The organism is Litorerythrobacter xanthomarinus, assembly GCF_046254955.1.
In the GTDB taxonomy this organism is placed as follows: domain Bacteria; phylum Pseudomonadota; class Alphaproteobacteria; order Sphingomonadales; family Sphingomonadaceae; genus Qipengyuania_C.
The window spans coordinates 150408-164408 of the sequence record NZ_JBJXRG010000002.1; the positions used below are offsets into that span (position 1 = coordinate 150408).

Below are 14001 nucleotides of genomic sequence, written 5' to 3' on the forward strand. Positions count from 1 at the left end.
GGGCGAGAGGCGCAAGTGCGAGAGCGAATGGTCCAGGCCGAAGACGAATTTGACCAAGAGGAGTCGCAAGATCGCCGCCGGACCGGCTTGCGCCGCTGGCGCGTGCGTATCTCGTTGGGGCTGCTCGTCATTCTGCTGGGCATTTTTGCCTACGGTTGGACCCAGCGAGAGCGAATTGCGGACAACTACATTGTCGAAGAACTCGAGGCCCTGGGCCTTGATGCCACTTACGATATCGAGTCGATCGGTGCGGCCGAACAGGTTCTCACCAATCTCGTGATCGGTGTCCCCGAAACACCCGACTTTACCGCGGAGCGGGTCACGGTGTTCCTCAATTACACTTGGGGGATCCCAACGATCGGCCGGGTAGAGCTGGTCAGACCGCGCTTGTACGGCACGTATCGCAATGGGGAACTGAGCTTCGGCAACCTCGATTCGGTGATCTTTGCCGACTCCGGCACAGCGCCGCAATTGCCTGATCTCGACTTGCTGGTGGTGGACGGCCGAGGGTTCCTTGATACCGAAATTGGGCCAGTTGGCCTGTTTCTGGAGGGCGAGGGTGAACTGGATAGCGGCTTTTCCGGCGAACTCGCCGCGACCGCACCAGTCCTTGCCTTCGATAAATGTCGCGCCACGGGCGCCTCGATCTTTGGAGCGTTGACGACCAATGCGCACAAGCCGCGTTTTGAAGGGCCATTGCGATTGGCTCGCCTGGCTTGTCCCGAGCAGGAGTTGGCGCTGCAGGACCTCGCGATCCAGGCAATCATGGACGGCGATCCAGAACTGTCCGGCTTCGATGCCAAGGCCACGATCCGGTCCGCATCAATCAATATGGCCGGGATCGCAGCTAGCAGTGCGCGCGGCTCAATTGATGGCTTTTATCGCGATGAGCGCCTAAATTCGGATCTATCGCTCGATCTCCGCACAGTCGCGCATGAAATGGTCGCGCTCGAACGGCTGGCGGCCAACGGGAACATCCGGGCGAATGCCGGGTTCGAGCAAGTTGAACTGCAAATGGACCTTGCCGGGGAGGGTGCACGTCTCGGCAATGCTGCGACGCAGGGCCTAGCCGAGATTGAGCGCAGCGCCCGCGACAATTTGCTCGCACCACTGCTTGCCAAGTTCCGGAGCGCATTTGAGCGGGAGGCGAGCGGCAGCCGGTTTACCGCACAACTGACCGCGCGGCGGACGGACGGGAATTCAAGCCTAGTGGTGCCCGAAGCCCGCCTCGTCAGCGCCGATGGTGGGCCATTGCTTTCGATTTCCAGACTGCAGCTGAGCAGTGACGGTGAAGGCGTTCCCCGCGCACAGGGCAATTTCACATTTGGCGGGGACGGCCTGCCTCGGATTTCGGGGCGGATGGAGCAACGCGGCACGCGCAATCCTGTCCTGCGCATGAAAATGGAGGAATACAGCGCGGGAGAATCGTCCCTGGCGGTTCCGGAGATCGTCATCGCGCAATCGGACCGAGGACAACTGGGCTTTGCCGGATCGGTTGTTGCGAGTGGCCCGCTTCCCGGCGGGATGGCGCGCGAATTGCGGATCCCGATAGATGGACTCTATTCCGATCGTGCGGGGCTGATGCTGTGGCGGCGTTGCACCCCGATTGAATTCGACAGGCTGGAGCTGGCCAACCTCTCGCTTGCCGGCAACGGCCTTAGGCTCTGTCCAAGCACCTCCGGTGCAATTTTGAGAAGCGGCGGAAGCGGGATGCGCATCGCAGCTGGCGCCCCTTCGCTCGACCTGTCCGGGCACGTGGGCGACACACCCATCACAATCCGCAGCGGCCCTGTCGGCTTTGCCTATCCCGGGGCTATGACCGCGCGAGACCTCGACATTGTCCTTGGTCCCGGCAGCGAAGCTTCCCGTTTCAAGGTGACCAACCTTGATGCGAAACTGGGCGAGGATGTGACCGGGAGTTTCGACGAGGCCGATATTCGCCTGTTCGCGGTTCCGATGAACCTGCTCAATGCGGCGGGGCAATGGAGCTTTGCCGACGGCGAGCTTTCAATCGAGGGCGGCAGTTTCCGCCTAGTCGATCGCGAAGAAGAAGCGCGGTTCAATCCGCTGATTGCCCGGAATGGCAGACTTACCTTGGTCGACAATCGGATCACGGCCTTTGCCACACTCCGCGAGCCGGCCAGCGACCGTGCTGTGACCGATGTCGCCATCGTCCACAACCTGGAAAGCGGCACAGGCCACGCGGATATCGAGGTCGATGGATTGCAATTCGACAAGGCGCTGCAGCCTGACGATCTGACACCGCGCGCACTGGGAGTGATCGCTAACGCGAATGGCACTGTTACCGGAACGGGCCGGATCGAGTGGAGCGACGAGGAAGTAACCAGCAATGGCTCATTCTCATCTGATGGGCTCGATTTCGCTGCCGCTTTCGGACCGGTCGAGGGCGCTAGCGGTACGGTGGAGTTCGTCGACCTGATCAACCTGACGACTGCGCCTGGGCAAACCCTCAAGGTTGCATCGATCAACCCGGGTATTGAGATTTTCGACGGCGAGATCGAATTCAACCTCAAGGACGGCACCGCATTGTCTCTTGCAGGCGGAACATGGCCGTTCCTGGGCGGTACACTGACTATCCAGCCGGTAGATCTTAATTTGGGCGCAGATGAAGTCCGCAGATATATCCTCATGGTCACGGGGATGGAGTCGAGCCAGTTTGTGGAGCGAATGGAACTGGGCAACATCAGCGCGACCGGTCTTTTCGACGGGACGATCCCGCTGGTGTTCGACGAGGACGGCAATGGCCGGATCGAAGGTGGGCTTCTGATTGCACGTCCGCCCGGTGGAAATCTCTCTTATGTCGGCGAGCTTACCTACGAAGACCTTTCGGCAATTGCCAATTTCGCTTTCGATGCGCTGCGGTCGCTTGATTACAGCGAAATGGAAGTGCGCATGGATGGTTCGCTGACCGGAGAGATCGTTACCCGCATTCGATTTAACGGCGTCAAACAAGGCGAGGGCGCCAGATCGAATATCCTCACCAGGCGGATCGCGAAGTTGCCTATTCGTTTTAACATCAACATCAGCGCGCCGTTCTACCAGCTCATCACCAGCCTCAAGGCCATGTACGATCCTGCGTTCGTGCGTGATCCGCGCGAACTGGGACTTTTGTCCGATGACGGTATCCGCCTACAGCGCTCGGTGACCGGCAGCGAAGTGCGCGATCAGGTCACGACATCGGATATCCTTCCGGATGAACCGCCCATTCAGAGCCCAGAAAGCGAGAACTCTCTATGAATCATGTTCAATTGACCGGAGCCGGAAGGGCTGCAAAGGCATTGCAAATGCTGCTTGCGCGCCCCAGAAATGGCTCAAATTGGGCAATTTTGCCGCTGCTGATGGCAGGAACGATCGCGTTGACAGGGTGTATTTCGGTGAATGCTCCGGAAGAACCGATCGTGATCGAGCTTAATATCAACATCCGGCAGGAAGTGATTTATCGCCTCGCAGAGGATGCGGGCGATACGATTGAAGATAATGCGGATATTTTCTGATGGGAAATGATATGACGACAGCATTCAGGAAACCGGCACTGGCGATTGCGCTGGTAGCGACCGCAATTGGCGGTCTGGCCACTGTTGCCTATGCCCAGCGTGATCCGGCTTACGAAGCTGCTCGCTCTTCGGGCGCGGTCGGCGAAAAGATGGACGGATATCTTGGTATCGTTGGTTCCGCTTCGCCTGATCTGCAACGCCTGGTGGACGACATCAATATCAAGCGCCGGGCGGTCTATGCGGAGCGTGCGCAGGCCGCGAGTGCCACCCTCGAAGAGTACGCACTGACGGCAGGTTGCATTGCGATTTCGCGTACTGTGCCGGGCGAGAAATACCAGGCACCTGACGGTACCTGGCAGACCCGGACCAGTGCTCCGCCGCTGCGCGATCCGCGCTGCCCGTAATCCGTCTAATCCACAGACCAAACAAGGCGGCGTTGCCCATCATAAGGCGGCGCCGCTTTTTCATGCTGCAATGCCGCACACGCGGTTGACTCGCTAGGGCGGGGTGCCTAAGGGCAGCGCAGTTTCGGCCGGGGCCTCTCGACCGTGCAGAAATTCAACTCCCTTGAGCTGAGGAAACGCTTCCATCGTGGCCAACGATCCCGACACCTCACAGGTTGACGAGGACCCGGCTATCGACTCGCTTGAGGCGCGGATTGCCAAGGCTCGGGCTGAGGAAGATCGACGTACCGGTAAGGACAAGGAACTGATGGGCCAGGTCCATGCCTCGGCAATGTCGGTTGCCTCGACCATGGTGGGCTATCCGCTGGGCGGCATTATCATCGGTTGGTTTCTCGACCAGCTGTTCGGAACGCTGCCCTGGCTAACGATTACGATGATGTTTTTGGCATTCATCGGCGCATGCATTCATGTGGTGCGCATGAACTCGAACAAGTCCGCGGACGCGGAAGACTAATTAGGGATCGCAAGAGCAGTGGCAGCTGAAGCGAAAATTGATCCGATGCACCAGTTCGAGATCGCGCCGGTTGGCGGCGGCGAACTCGTGGCATCTCCTTTTGTCCTGACCAACTCGGCAATGTGGATGCTGATCTCGCTGGCCGTGATTCTGCTGTTCATGTGGGGCGGAACACGCCGCGCTGTTGTGCCCGGTCGCTGGCAGGCTGCGGTCGAGATCGTGACCGATTTCGTTGGCGACATCACGCGCTCGTCGATTGGACCGGAAGGTCGCAAATACCTTCCTTGGGTTTTCACAAGTTTCATCTTTATTCTCGCCGCAAACTGGCTCGGCTCCATGCCCTTTGCCGTTTTCGGCCTCAAGCCGTTCACCGTCACCAGCCACTTCACCATCACCGGCATCATGAGCATCATCAGCTTTGCCATCGTGCTGGGTGTTGGTTTCTGGAAGCACAAGCTTCACTTTCTTTCGCTGTTCGTTCCCAAGGGCGCACCGCTTCCACTGCAGATATTTATGGCGCCGATCGAGTTCATCTCGTTCATGGTCCGCCCCTTCAGTCTCGGCCTGCGTCCCTTCGTGGCGATGTTTGCCGGCCACATCCTGCTCAAGGTCTTCGGTTACTTCATCGTACAGGGCCTGATGGCAGAGAGTGCTATGGGCGGTTTCGTCGCGTTCCTCTGCTTCCTGTTCATCGTATTCATGAGCGGCCTCGAGCTGCTGGTGGGCGCAATCCAGGCTTACGTTTTCGCACTGCTGACAGCGATCTATATCAACGACGCAGTCAATCTTCACTAAACAACCAACGATTTTTCCAACGGAGTTAGAATAATGGATCTTGCATCTGCACAGGTGATCGGCGCGGGTCTCGCAGCAATCGGTATCGGCGCAGCCGCGACCGGCGTGGGCAGCGTCTTCGGCAACTACCTTCAAGGCGCTCTGCGCAATCCTGGTGCCGCCGGAGGCGAGCGTATCTGGATGTTCGTCGGCTTTGCTGCTGCCGAACTTCTTGGCCTGATCGCATTCGCCGTCGCCATGATCATCCTGTTCGCTCGTTGAGCGATAAGGACCCCAGGCGCGTTACTCGATCGTAAGAGGCCCCAATGCCCCAACTTGACCAGTTGGCCTTAGCCTACCAGTCCCAATGGTTCTGGCTGGCCCTCGTGCTCGGCACGATCTTCATTGTCGTGGGAATGTGGATTGTTCCCCGCGTCGAGAAGACCGTGGACGATCGCGATTCTTCTATCGAAGCCGACCTAGCCGAGGCGCAGCGTCTTCAGGACGAGGCCGAAGCCAGCGAGGAAGCCTGGCGAGCGAAGGTCAACGAGGCGCGTGCTGATGCGCAGTCTGTGATGGCTGAGGCAAAGGCGAAAGCACAGGCCGATATCGAAAAGAAGGTTGGCAAGGCAGATAAGGAAATCGCCGTGACTACCGAGGCCGCAGAGGCCGAGCTCGATGCCGCGCGTGCCGCAGCCTTGACAGAGATTGAGGAAGTGGCCGCACAGGCTGCCAAAGATATTGTGGCCAAACTGACCGGCGCGGAAGTGTCCGAGGCTGAAGCCCGCCAAGCGGTTACAGGAGCGTTCGCAAATGCATGATCTCCTGCTCACGATGGTCGGCGCCGGTGACGAATTTGTCGAGCCCAAGGCATTCGGCTTTATCTCGCCGGGTGTAGCCGTTGCGCTTGCGATGGTGGTTGTGCTGCTGATTATGTGGCGCGTTGGCGTGCCAGCTATGGTCGCAGCCGCGCTCGATCAGCGCATCGCGGACATCAAGAAGCAGCTCGACGAAGCGAAGCAGCTTCGCGCGGAAGCCGAAGCGCTGAAAGCGGAATACGAGAAGAAAGCCAAGGCTGCCGATGGCGAATTGGCCGAACTCAAATCGAGCGCCGAGAAACAGGCCAAAGACATCGTCGCCAAGGCCAAGGTCGATGCCAAGAACATGGTCGAACGCCGCAAGCAGATGGCCGAAGAGAAGATCACAGCAGCAGAACGCGCGGCGATCGAAGAACTTCGCGATCGGGCTGCCAAGGCAGCTGCGGAGGCTGCGCGTGGTCTGATCGTGGACAAGCTTGGCGCCGATGCTGACAGCAAACTAGTGGATGAGACAATCCAGAATATTTGATCGTTTTCCTAGCGGTTTCGAAATCGGGGCGGTCCTGCGGGCCGCCCTTTTTCGTGGTGGTGTTGATCGTGGACTAGACCACTCAGCGAGAGGTGTCGCGGTGGCGGCGCGCTGGTTGATCGGGATTTTCAAAGGGCTTGGCATCCAGTTCAGAAATGCTAATGCGAGGCATTCGCAACCAAAACATTCACCTCTCATGCCAAAGCAACTTCTCCTGATTGGATAACAAATCCCATGAACCGTGCCTTCCTGACGAAACTCCATCTTGCGCTTGCCGCTTTCATGTTTCCGGCAGTGTTGATGTTCCTGGTGACAGGAGCGCTCTACACCTGGGGCAACAAGGGGGAATGGCACGAGGAAAGCGCAGTGGTTGAACTTTCGCAGCCGCTCGCGGATCAGTCGGAAGGCGACATCACGTCCTTGGCCGTGCAGCAGCTGGTCGAACGCGATCTTCCAATTCCTAGTGGGGCACTAACAGTCGAAACGGGCGAGGGCGCGTCGCTGACATGGAACGGTGCGCGGAGCGAGATCGAGCTGAAGTCGGCCGAAAACCCGCTAGCTGCTCAGGCGACGATCCGCGAAGCGAGCTTCCATCGCTGGCTGGTCCAGCTTCACAAGGCCAAGGGTAGCACCTTCTTCAAGGTCTACGCGACCGCCCTTGCCGTGGTGCTGTTCCTGCTGGTCGCCAGTGGGCTGGTGATGGGCATGCAGTCCAAGCCAATGCGTCGGCTAACCCTAACTAGCGGTGCGGTCGGTGTGCTCGCCTTCGGCGGGTTTGTCGCGCTCGGCTAGGCACCCGGCTCGAACACCACTTTCCCGACCAGTTCGCGGTTCGCCATTGCGTCGAAACCTTCGCGCCACTGGCTGAGCGGCAAGGTCCGATCGATAACCGGCGAGATTTTGCCCGCTGCGGCGAGCTTGCCGAGTTCTGCCGAAACGACCTCGCCGCGCTCCGGGAAACGCCGGACATATTCGCCGGCCCGGACGCCCACGACCGAGAACCCCTTTATCAGCGGTATATTGGTCGCGATTTCCGCGATCCGGCCCGAGGTAAAGCCAATCACTTGCAATTGACCGCCGAAGGTCACGCAGCGGGAGCTTTCGTCAAACACATCTCCGCCTACTGGATCATGGACGATATCGCACAAGCGGCCATCGGTAAGCTCGACTATTTTTTCTCGAAAACGCCCTTCGGCCAGCAAGGTCGCATCGGGCGACACCGCCTCCGCAATGCGCGGCAACTTTTCTTCGACGCCTGAGCTGGCAAAAACCCGCGCTCCGAGCGCCTTAGCCAAGTCGCAGGCGGCAAGACCGACCCCGCCGCTGGCACCGTGCACCAGTACCGTCTGCCTCTCTTCCAGCTGCCCAATCTCGACCAGTGAGACATAGGCCGTGCTGTAGGCTGCTCCGAAAGCAGCGGCTTGGGCGAAATCGAAGCCTTGCGGAATGGGTTTGAGGTTCTTAGCGGGTAACGAGACGAACTCGGCAAAGCTGCCTATCTTCGCGCCGCCCATCACCAGGTCGCCCGCTTGGAAGCCGCTGTTTGCCTCTGCTTCAATCACCTCGCCCGCCATCTCCAGCCCCGAGACGAAAGGCGGTTCCGGCTTGAATTGATATTTCCCCTGCGTCATCAGCAGGTCAGGGAAGTTGAGCGAAGCAGCACGCACACAAACCAGCACTTCGCCCGGCTTGCGCTGCGGCACGGCGGCATCGACGAGCTCTACTCCGGACAGGTCGTCCGACAGCTTGGTAACCTGCAACGCCTGCATAGACTTGCTAGAAATTGTCCTTCGCCGTGCGAAGGGCTGCGAAGGTTTCGGCCGGATTGGAACCGCCCCAACGCTTGCGCAGATCATTGGCATCGGCACGCAGAAATGGATTGGTTTTCAATTCTCGGCCCAGCTGCATGGGAACAGTCGGTTCGCCGCGCTCGCGCTTGGCATCGATCTCGTCCGAGTAAAGCTGCAGCTCGACATTGTCGGGATCGGCATGCAGCGCAAACTTCGCGTTCGACTGGGTATACTCATGGGCACAATAGAGTGTGGTGTCTTGGGGCCACTGCCTGACCCGGTCGAGACTGTCCCAGAACTGTTGCGGCTCACCTTCGAACATCCGGCCGCAGCCGAGCGCGAACACGCTGTCTCCGACGAAAGCCATTCGTGCTTTGGGGATGTGCAGGGCGATATGGCCATTGGTGTGACCCGATACGTCGACCACCTCGGCTTCCCACTCGCCCAGCTTTACCTTGTCGCCATGTGCGATCAGGTTATCGATCGGCGAGATCCGCTCGACTTCTTTAGGAGCGACGATTTCGCAGCCTGTCGCATCCTTGATCGCCCCGTTTCCACCTGCGTGATCAGGATGCCAGTGCGTGTTCCAAATATGGGTGATCTTCCATCCCTTGGCATCGGCTTGCTTGAGGTATTCGGCTCCATCGGGCGTATCGATAGCAGCCGTCTCGCCACTTTCTGGATCGTGCAGCAGGAAACCGTAATTGTCGGACAGGCAGGGGAATTGGTGAACTTCGAGCATGATATTCCTATTCTTGCGCCGCCTTTGAACTGGCCGTGGAGCGCCCTTTGGCGAAGGTTGGCAGATCTTCGGGGAGCGTGATCCAGTCGTGACGTCGATCATCGTAAACGGCGCGATGGGGCGGGGCGAAGTTTTGGTCCGCGAAGGCTCCGACCGGAATTCCAACCTTGTCTGGATGGACCCCTGCCTGGACGAGTATCGTGGAACCGCAGGTTGGACAAAAGCGATTGGTAAAAGTACCGCCAAGGTCGGTGGGGCGAATGTATTCGCGGCTTTCGCCGGACACTTCTACACGGTCTGTGGAATAGTAGGCGATATATCCGAAAGGCGATCCACTGCGCTTCTGGCAGTCTATGCAGTGGCACACGACCCGCGCGCTATCGCCCGAAACCGTGGCAGTCAGAGCGCCGCATTGACAGGAAGCTAGCATGGCTGACTGTCTATCGCTTGCATCCCCAATAGGAAAGGCCCGCCTGCCGGTGTGGCAAACGGGCCAATTCCTGATGTCCTACCGCTTCGCTACTTGAGGACGCGGTGGAAGCGACTGATCGCTTGGATCAGTCGTCCTTCTTCTTCAGCGCTTCGCCGAGGATGTCGCCGAGCGACGCGCCGCTGTCGGTCGAACCGAACTGGGCAACTGCTTCCTTCTCTTCGGCGATCTGACGCGCCTTGATGGAGAAAGTAGGCTTCTTCGAACGATCGAAACCGGTTACCAGTGCGTCGACCTTGCTGCCGGTCTGGAAGCGGTCGGGACGCTGCTCGTCACGGTCACGGCCAAGATCGGTGCGCTTGATGAAGCCAGTCGCGCCATCGTCGCCCACCTGCACCTCGAGGCCGCCATCGCGAACTTCGAGGACGGTAACGGTAACGGTCTGGCCCTTGCGCAATGCGCTGGCATCGGCGCCATCGGCTGAAGGTGCACCCTTTTCGAGCTGCTTCATGCCAAGGCTGATACGCTCCTTGTCGGTGTCGACATCAAGCACGATGGCTTCGACCTGCTCGCCCTTGCGGTGCAAGGCCAGCGCGTCTTCGCCCGAGATACCCCACGCGATATCCGACATGTGGACCATGCCGTCGACATCGCCGTCGAGCCCGATGAATAGGCCGAATTCGGTGGCGTTCTTGACTTCGCCCGAAACCTTCGCACCAACCGGGTGCTTCTCGGCGAACTCTTCCCATGGATTGCGCTGGGCCTGCTTGAGGCCGAGCGAAATACGACGCTTCTCGCTGTCGACTTCGAGCACCAGAACTTCGACTTCCTGCGAAGTTGAAACGATCTTGCCCGGGTGGACGTTCTTCTTGGTCCAGCTCATTTCCGAAACGTGGACCAGGCCTTCGATGCCCGGTTCGATTTCGACGAATGCGCCATATTCGGTGATGTTTGTGACGGTACCCGTCAGCTTCATGCCGATCGGATACTTCGCGGCAACACCGTCCCAAGGATCGCTTTCCAGCTGCTTCATGCCAAGGCTGATGCGCTGGGTTTCTTCGTTGATGCGGACGATCTGGACGGTCACGGTCTGGCCGATCTCGATCATCTCGCTCGGATGATTGACGCGCTTGTAGCTCATGTCGGTGACATGGAGCAGGCCGTCGATCCCGCCGAGGTCAACAAAGGCACCGTAATCGGTGATGTTCTTGACCACGCCATCAATAACCTGGCCTTCGGCGAGATCGTTGATCAGCTCGCTGCGCTGTTCCGCACGGGTCTCTTCGAGGACTGCGCGGCGCGAAACCACGATGTTGCCGCGGCGGCGATCCATCTTGAGGATCTGGAAGGGCTGCGGCTGGTCCATCAGCGGGGTGACGTCGCGCACAGGGCGGATATCGACCTGGCTGCCTGGCAGGAAGGCCACGGCGCCATCGAGATCGACGGTAAAGCCGCCCTTGACGCGGCCGAAGATACGGCCATCGACGCGCTTGCCTTCGCCAAATTCGCTTTCCAGCTTGTCCCAGGCTGCTTCGCGGCGGGCGCGATCGCGGCTGAGCATTGCTTCGCCGTCGGCGTTCTCGACGCGGTCAACATAGACTTCGACTTCGCTACCGACCGAAAGGCCGTGCTCGTCTTCGCCGCGCATGAATTCCTTAAGATCAATGCGGCCTTCGCTCTTGAGGCCTACATCGATTACCGCAAAGCCGTTTTCGACTGCGGTGACGGTGCCTTTGACGACGCGGCCTTCAAAGCCGCCATCTTCTTCACCGCCGAGTTGTTCGTTGAGGAGCGCTTCGAAATCGTCGCGCGTGGGCATTTCTGGGGGATTGGCTGTAGTCGCCATAATGGATCAAATCCTGTTTCACATTTGCTACCGGCCACCGGTTTATCCGGGGTCTTAAACCGCCGCCTGGCGCACCATTGCGCTGGCCTTGCGGGCAAGAGGCCGTTCGTCTCCATGGGGCCGAATGCGTCCACAGAGGTTCTTTCAACCAGAAGATTGCGAGAACGGGCGCGCGCCTAGGCGATACCCGGCGCGAAAGCAAGGGTTTTCGGGCCGATTCCTCGAGGGGGAATCCAACTCGATGGAGCACATGGAGCACTGTCCAGGCACTCGAATCAGGGTGGGGCAAAAAGGAAGCCGAAAACATGCGCCGATTATGACCGGCGCATCGGCTGTAGGACAGAATTACCGAGCCACATAGCTCTCCACGATCTCGATCGCCGCTGCGATCGCGGCATCGCGGTCAAGCGCAGATGTATCGAGGATATAGGCATCTTCCGCCGGGACCAGCGGGGCTTCCGCGCGATTGCGATCACGCTCGTCGCGGCGGCGCAGGTCGTCGGCGATTTCCTTGAGCGTGTGTGGTTCGCCGCGCTCCTGCATTTCCCTGAACCTGCGACCGGCCCGCGCGTCAACGCTGGCAGTCACGAACAGCTTCACATCGGCCTCGGGCGCGATCACGGTGCCGATGTCGCGCCCGTCGAGCACTGCACCGCCATCCTGCGTCGCGAAGGCGCGCTGGCGCTCGTAGAGCGTTTGCCGGACACCGGGATGCACCGACACACGGCTGGCGAGGCCGCCGGCATCTTCGCTGCGCAAGGCGGGATCTGAAAGCAGGCTGTCCGGGAAGTCGGCCGCCGCGAGAGCTTCGCTGGCGTCGTCCGGATCGCGGCAGTCAAGGAACACTTGCCTGCCGACCGCGCGATAGAGCAACCCAGTATCGAGATGCGGCAGGCCGAAATGCGCTGCCAGCGCCTTGGCAATCGTGCCTTTGCCGGAGGCAGTAGGACCATCGACGGCAATGATCATTTTGCAGCCCTGCGTGCACGGAATGCCTTCGCCAGACCCCAGATCGCAATCGCGGCCCAGAATGCTTCGAGAACGAGGCTGGGAAGGTTGGTGTGCACCAGCAACGAGACCGTCAGAAGAGCTGCGCCCGCAAGATTGGTTCCGTGAAGGATAAACGGATTGGGATCGTCCTTCCACGTCAGGTAGAAATAGGCTCCAATAATACAGGCCATCCCGACAAAGCCAACCAGCGTTGCCACGTCCAGATCGATCATGCCGTGGCCTCTTCAAGCAGCTTCTCGAAGTTCGGGAAGCTGGTGCGGATAGGGGCGGTGTCGTCGACTTCGACGCCGTCTTTGGATGCCAGGCCAGCAACCGCCATCGCCATGGCAATCCGGTGGTCGAGATGCGTCTTGACCCGGCCATTGGCCGTCCCGCGCAGCGGGTCGCCGCCCGTTCCTTCGATCACCAGGCCGTCCTCGCGCTCTTCGATCCGCGCTCCGGCTGCGGTTAGGGCTGCCGCCATTACCGCAAGGCGGTCCGATTCCTTGACGCGCAATTCGTCGAGCCCGCTGGTGGTGGTAGTGCCGGAGGCGAGCGATGCTGCGACGAACAGCACTGGAAATTCGTCGATCATGCTCGGCGCGAGCGGCGGATCGACCTCGATCCCGTTCAACGCCGAATGCCTGACGCGCAAATCGGCCACCGGCTCTCCGCCTACTTCGCGTTTGTCCAGTTCCTCGATACTCCCGCCCATCTGGCGCAGCACTTCGATCAGGCCGGCGCGGGTGGGGTTCAGGCCGACATTCTCGATTACCAGATCGCTGCCTTCGGTCAGCAGTGCGGCAACGATAAAGAATGCGGCAGACGAGGGATCGCCTGGAACGGTGATATCCTGCGGCGTGAAATCGGCTTCGCCGCGGATCGAGATGATCCGTTCCCCATCAACTTCCTCTACGTCCAGTTCAGCGCCGAAGCCCTTGAGCATGCGCTCGGAATGATCGCGGGTGGCCACCGGCTCGATCACCCGTGTGATTCCCGGTGTATCGAGGCCTGCCAGCAGGACTGCGCTCTTCACCTGCGCGCTGGCGACGGGAAGGCGGTATTCGATCGGCACTGCGGTCGTCGCGCCGCGAACCATCAGCGGCATTGTCCCGCCGGGCGAAGCCTCGAAGCTCGCGCCCATCAGCGAAAGCGGATCGATCACCCGCCCCATCGGGCGTTTCGAGAGGCTGGCGTCACCGGTAAAGGTGGCGGTGATGGCATGGGTCGCGACTAGGCCCATCAGCAACCGCGTAGAAGTGCCCGAATTTCCCATGTCGAGCGCGCCCTGCGGCTGCAGCAATCCGCCGACTCCCACACCGTGGACGCGATATTCTCCCTCGCCGCCCTTGCTGATCGATGCGCCCATCTGCGTCATCGCGCGGCCGGTGGCCATCACATCTTCGCCTTCGAGCAGGCCGCGCACGGTCGTCTTGCCAATGGCTAGTGCGCCGAACATCAGGGCACGGTGGCTGATCGACTTGTCGCCCGGCACGCGGATACGCCCGGTCAACGGCCCGAGCGGCGCAAAGGTCTTGGGGAAGGGCGTATCGGCCAAATGGATACTCTCATGCAGGATGTAAAAGTGCGCGCGGCTTTTGACAGCGCCCATGGCTTCTGGCAAGGCGCGCCCGCACTTGATTCCCGAC

16 protein-coding genes are annotated in these 14001 nt (G+C 60.0%); 9 read left to right on the forward strand and 7 right to left on the reverse strand.

What is annotated here, in order from left to right:
- Positions 1 to 27: 27 nt before the first annotated feature.
- The 9 genes from ACEWMW_RS09975 to ACEWMW_RS10015 all read left to right on the forward strand — a co-directional run bounded on the left by ACEWMW_RS09975 (position 28) and on the right by ACEWMW_RS10015 (position 7346).
- A complete protein-coding gene (locus tag ACEWMW_RS09975; protein WP_409413784.1) occupies positions 28 to 3258 on the forward strand; it encodes an intermembrane phospholipid transport protein YdbH family protein in 3231 nt (1076 codons plus the stop codon).
- Positions 3259 to 3305: 47 nt separating this feature from the next.
- A complete protein-coding gene (locus tag ACEWMW_RS09980) occupies positions 3306 to 3515 on the forward strand; it encodes a YnbE family lipoprotein (protein WP_409413785.1) in 210 nt (69 codons plus the stop codon).
- An 11-nt stretch (positions 3516 to 3526) separates the two neighbouring features.
- Entirely contained in the window at positions 3527 to 3919 is a 393-nt protein-coding gene (locus tag ACEWMW_RS09985; RefSeq protein ID WP_409413786.1) for a YdbL family probable chaperone protein, read from the forward strand.
- Positions 3920 to 4106: 187 nt separating this feature from the next.
- Positions 4107 to 4433: an AtpZ/AtpI family protein gene (locus ACEWMW_RS09990; RefSeq protein WP_409413787.1), complete on the forward strand. Its 327-nt coding sequence runs from the start codon at positions 4107 to 4109 to the stop codon at positions 4431 to 4433.
- 18 nt (positions 4434 to 4451) lie between these two features.
- On the forward strand, positions 4452 to 5228 hold the full coding sequence (locus ACEWMW_RS09995; protein ID WP_409413788.1) for a F0F1 ATP synthase subunit A: 777 nt from the start codon (positions 4452 to 4454) through the stop codon (positions 5226 to 5228).
- A 33-nt stretch (positions 5229 to 5261) separates the two neighbouring features.
- A complete protein-coding gene (locus ACEWMW_RS10000; protein ID WP_409413789.1) occupies positions 5262 to 5489 on the forward strand; it encodes an ATP synthase subunit c family protein in 228 nt (75 codons plus the stop codon).
- Between the two features lie 44 nt (positions 5490 to 5533).
- Positions 5534 to 6028: a F0F1 ATP synthase subunit B family protein gene (locus ACEWMW_RS10005; protein WP_409413790.1), complete on the forward strand. Its 495-nt coding sequence runs from the start codon at positions 5534 to 5536 to the stop codon at positions 6026 to 6028.
- Positions 6021 to 6554 carry a F0F1 ATP synthase subunit B family protein gene (locus tag ACEWMW_RS10010; RefSeq protein ID WP_409413791.1) on the forward strand — a complete coding sequence of 178 codons (534 nt, stop codon included), beginning with the start codon at positions 6021 to 6023 and terminating at the stop codon, positions 6552 to 6554. Before ACEWMW_RS10005 ends, ACEWMW_RS10010 begins: the two co-directional genes overlap by 8 nt.
- Before the next feature lie 234 nt (positions 6555 to 6788).
- Positions 6789 to 7346 (forward strand): PepSY domain-containing protein, encoded by a 558-nt coding sequence (locus ACEWMW_RS10015; RefSeq protein ID WP_409413792.1) that lies wholly within the window; start codon positions 6789 to 6791, stop codon positions 7344 to 7346.
- Here the strand turns inward: ACEWMW_RS10015 and ACEWMW_RS10020 are convergent.
- The 7 genes from ACEWMW_RS10020 to aroA form a co-directional block, all read right to left on the reverse strand.
- The gene (locus ACEWMW_RS10020; protein ID WP_409413793.1) at positions 7343 to 8323 is read right to left on the reverse strand and encodes an NADPH:quinone oxidoreductase family protein; all 981 of its coding nucleotides are present in this window, start codon (positions 8321 to 8323) and stop codon (positions 7343 to 7345) included. The genes ACEWMW_RS10015 and ACEWMW_RS10020 overlap by 4 nt on opposite strands.
- Before the next feature lie 7 nt (positions 8324 to 8330).
- On the reverse strand, positions 8331 to 9086 hold the full coding sequence (gene gloB / locus ACEWMW_RS10025; RefSeq protein WP_409413794.1) for a hydroxyacylglutathione hydrolase: 756 nt from the start codon (positions 9084 to 9086) through the stop codon (positions 8331 to 8333).
- Positions 9087 to 9093: 7 nt separating this feature from the next.
- A complete protein-coding gene (locus ACEWMW_RS10030) occupies positions 9094 to 9516 on the reverse strand; it encodes a GFA family protein (protein WP_409413795.1) in 423 nt (140 codons plus the stop codon).
- Between the two features lie 127 nt (positions 9517 to 9643).
- Positions 9644 to 11362 (reverse strand): 30S ribosomal protein S1, encoded by a 1719-nt coding sequence (gene rpsA, locus ACEWMW_RS10035; protein ID WP_409413796.1) that lies wholly within the window; start codon positions 11360 to 11362, stop codon positions 9644 to 9646.
- A 345-nt stretch (positions 11363 to 11707) separates the two neighbouring features.
- A complete protein-coding gene (locus tag ACEWMW_RS10040; RefSeq protein WP_409413797.1) occupies positions 11708 to 12331 on the reverse strand; it encodes a (d)CMP kinase in 624 nt (207 codons plus the stop codon).
- The gene (locus tag ACEWMW_RS10045) at positions 12328 to 12585 is read right to left on the reverse strand and encodes a CBU_0592 family membrane protein (RefSeq protein ID WP_409413798.1); all 258 of its coding nucleotides are present in this window, start codon (positions 12583 to 12585) and stop codon (positions 12328 to 12330) included. Before ACEWMW_RS10045 ends, ACEWMW_RS10040 begins: the two co-directional genes overlap by 4 nt.
- Complete coding sequence (gene aroA / locus ACEWMW_RS10050; RefSeq protein WP_409413799.1) at positions 12582 to 13964, reverse strand: 3-phosphoshikimate 1-carboxyvinyltransferase; 1383 nt, start codon at positions 13962 to 13964, stop codon at positions 12582 to 12584. The genes ACEWMW_RS10045 and aroA overlap by 4 nt, the downstream gene beginning before the upstream one ends.
- Between the last annotated feature and the right edge of the window lie 37 nt (positions 13965 to 14001).

Coding starts and splice junctions, on each gene's coding strand:
- ACEWMW_RS09975 (WP_409413784.1), top strand. CDS start 28: ATGGTCCAGGCCGAAGACGAATTTGACCAAGAGGAGTCGCAAGATCGC.
- ACEWMW_RS09980 (WP_409413785.1), top strand. CDS start 3,306: ATGCTGCTTGCGCGCCCCAGAAATGGCTCAAATTGGGCAATTTTGCCG.
- ACEWMW_RS09985 (WP_409413786.1), top strand. CDS start 3,527: ATGACGACAGCATTCAGGAAACCGGCACTGGCGATTGCGCTGGTAGCG.
- ACEWMW_RS10000 (WP_409413789.1), top strand. CDS start 5,262: ATGGATCTTGCATCTGCACAGGTGATCGGCGCGGGTCTCGCAGCAATC.
- ACEWMW_RS10005 (WP_409413790.1), top strand. CDS start 5,534: ATGCCCCAACTTGACCAGTTGGCCTTAGCCTACCAGTCCCAATGGTTC.
- ACEWMW_RS10010 (WP_409413791.1), top strand. CDS start 6,021: ATGCATGATCTCCTGCTCACGATGGTCGGCGCCGGTGACGAATTTGTC.
- ACEWMW_RS10015 (WP_409413792.1), top strand. CDS start 6,789: ATGAACCGTGCCTTCCTGACGAAACTCCATCTTGCGCTTGCCGCTTTC.
- ACEWMW_RS10020 (WP_409413793.1), bottom strand. CDS start 8,323: ATGCAGGCGTTGCAGGTTACCAAGCTGTCGGACGACCTGTCCGGAGTA.
- gloB (WP_409413794.1), bottom strand. CDS start 9,086: ATGCTCGAAGTTCACCAATTCCCCTGCCTGTCCGACAATTACGGTTTC.
- ACEWMW_RS10030 (WP_409413795.1), bottom strand. CDS start 9,516: ATGCTAGCTTCCTGTCAATGCGGCGCTCTGACTGCCACGGTTTCGGGC.
- rpsA (WP_409413796.1), bottom strand. CDS start 11,362: ATGGCGACTACAGCCAATCCCCCAGAAATGCCCACGCGCGACGATTTC.
- ACEWMW_RS10040 (WP_409413797.1), bottom strand. CDS start 12,331: ATGATCATTGCCGTCGATGGTCCTACTGCCTCCGGCAAAGGCACGATT.
- ACEWMW_RS10045 (WP_409413798.1), bottom strand. CDS start 12,585: ATGATCGATCTGGACGTGGCAACGCTGGTTGGCTTTGTCGGGATGGCC.
- aroA (WP_409413799.1), bottom strand. CDS start 13,964: ATGGGCGCTGTCAAAAGCCGCGCGCACTTTTACATCCTGCATGAGAGT.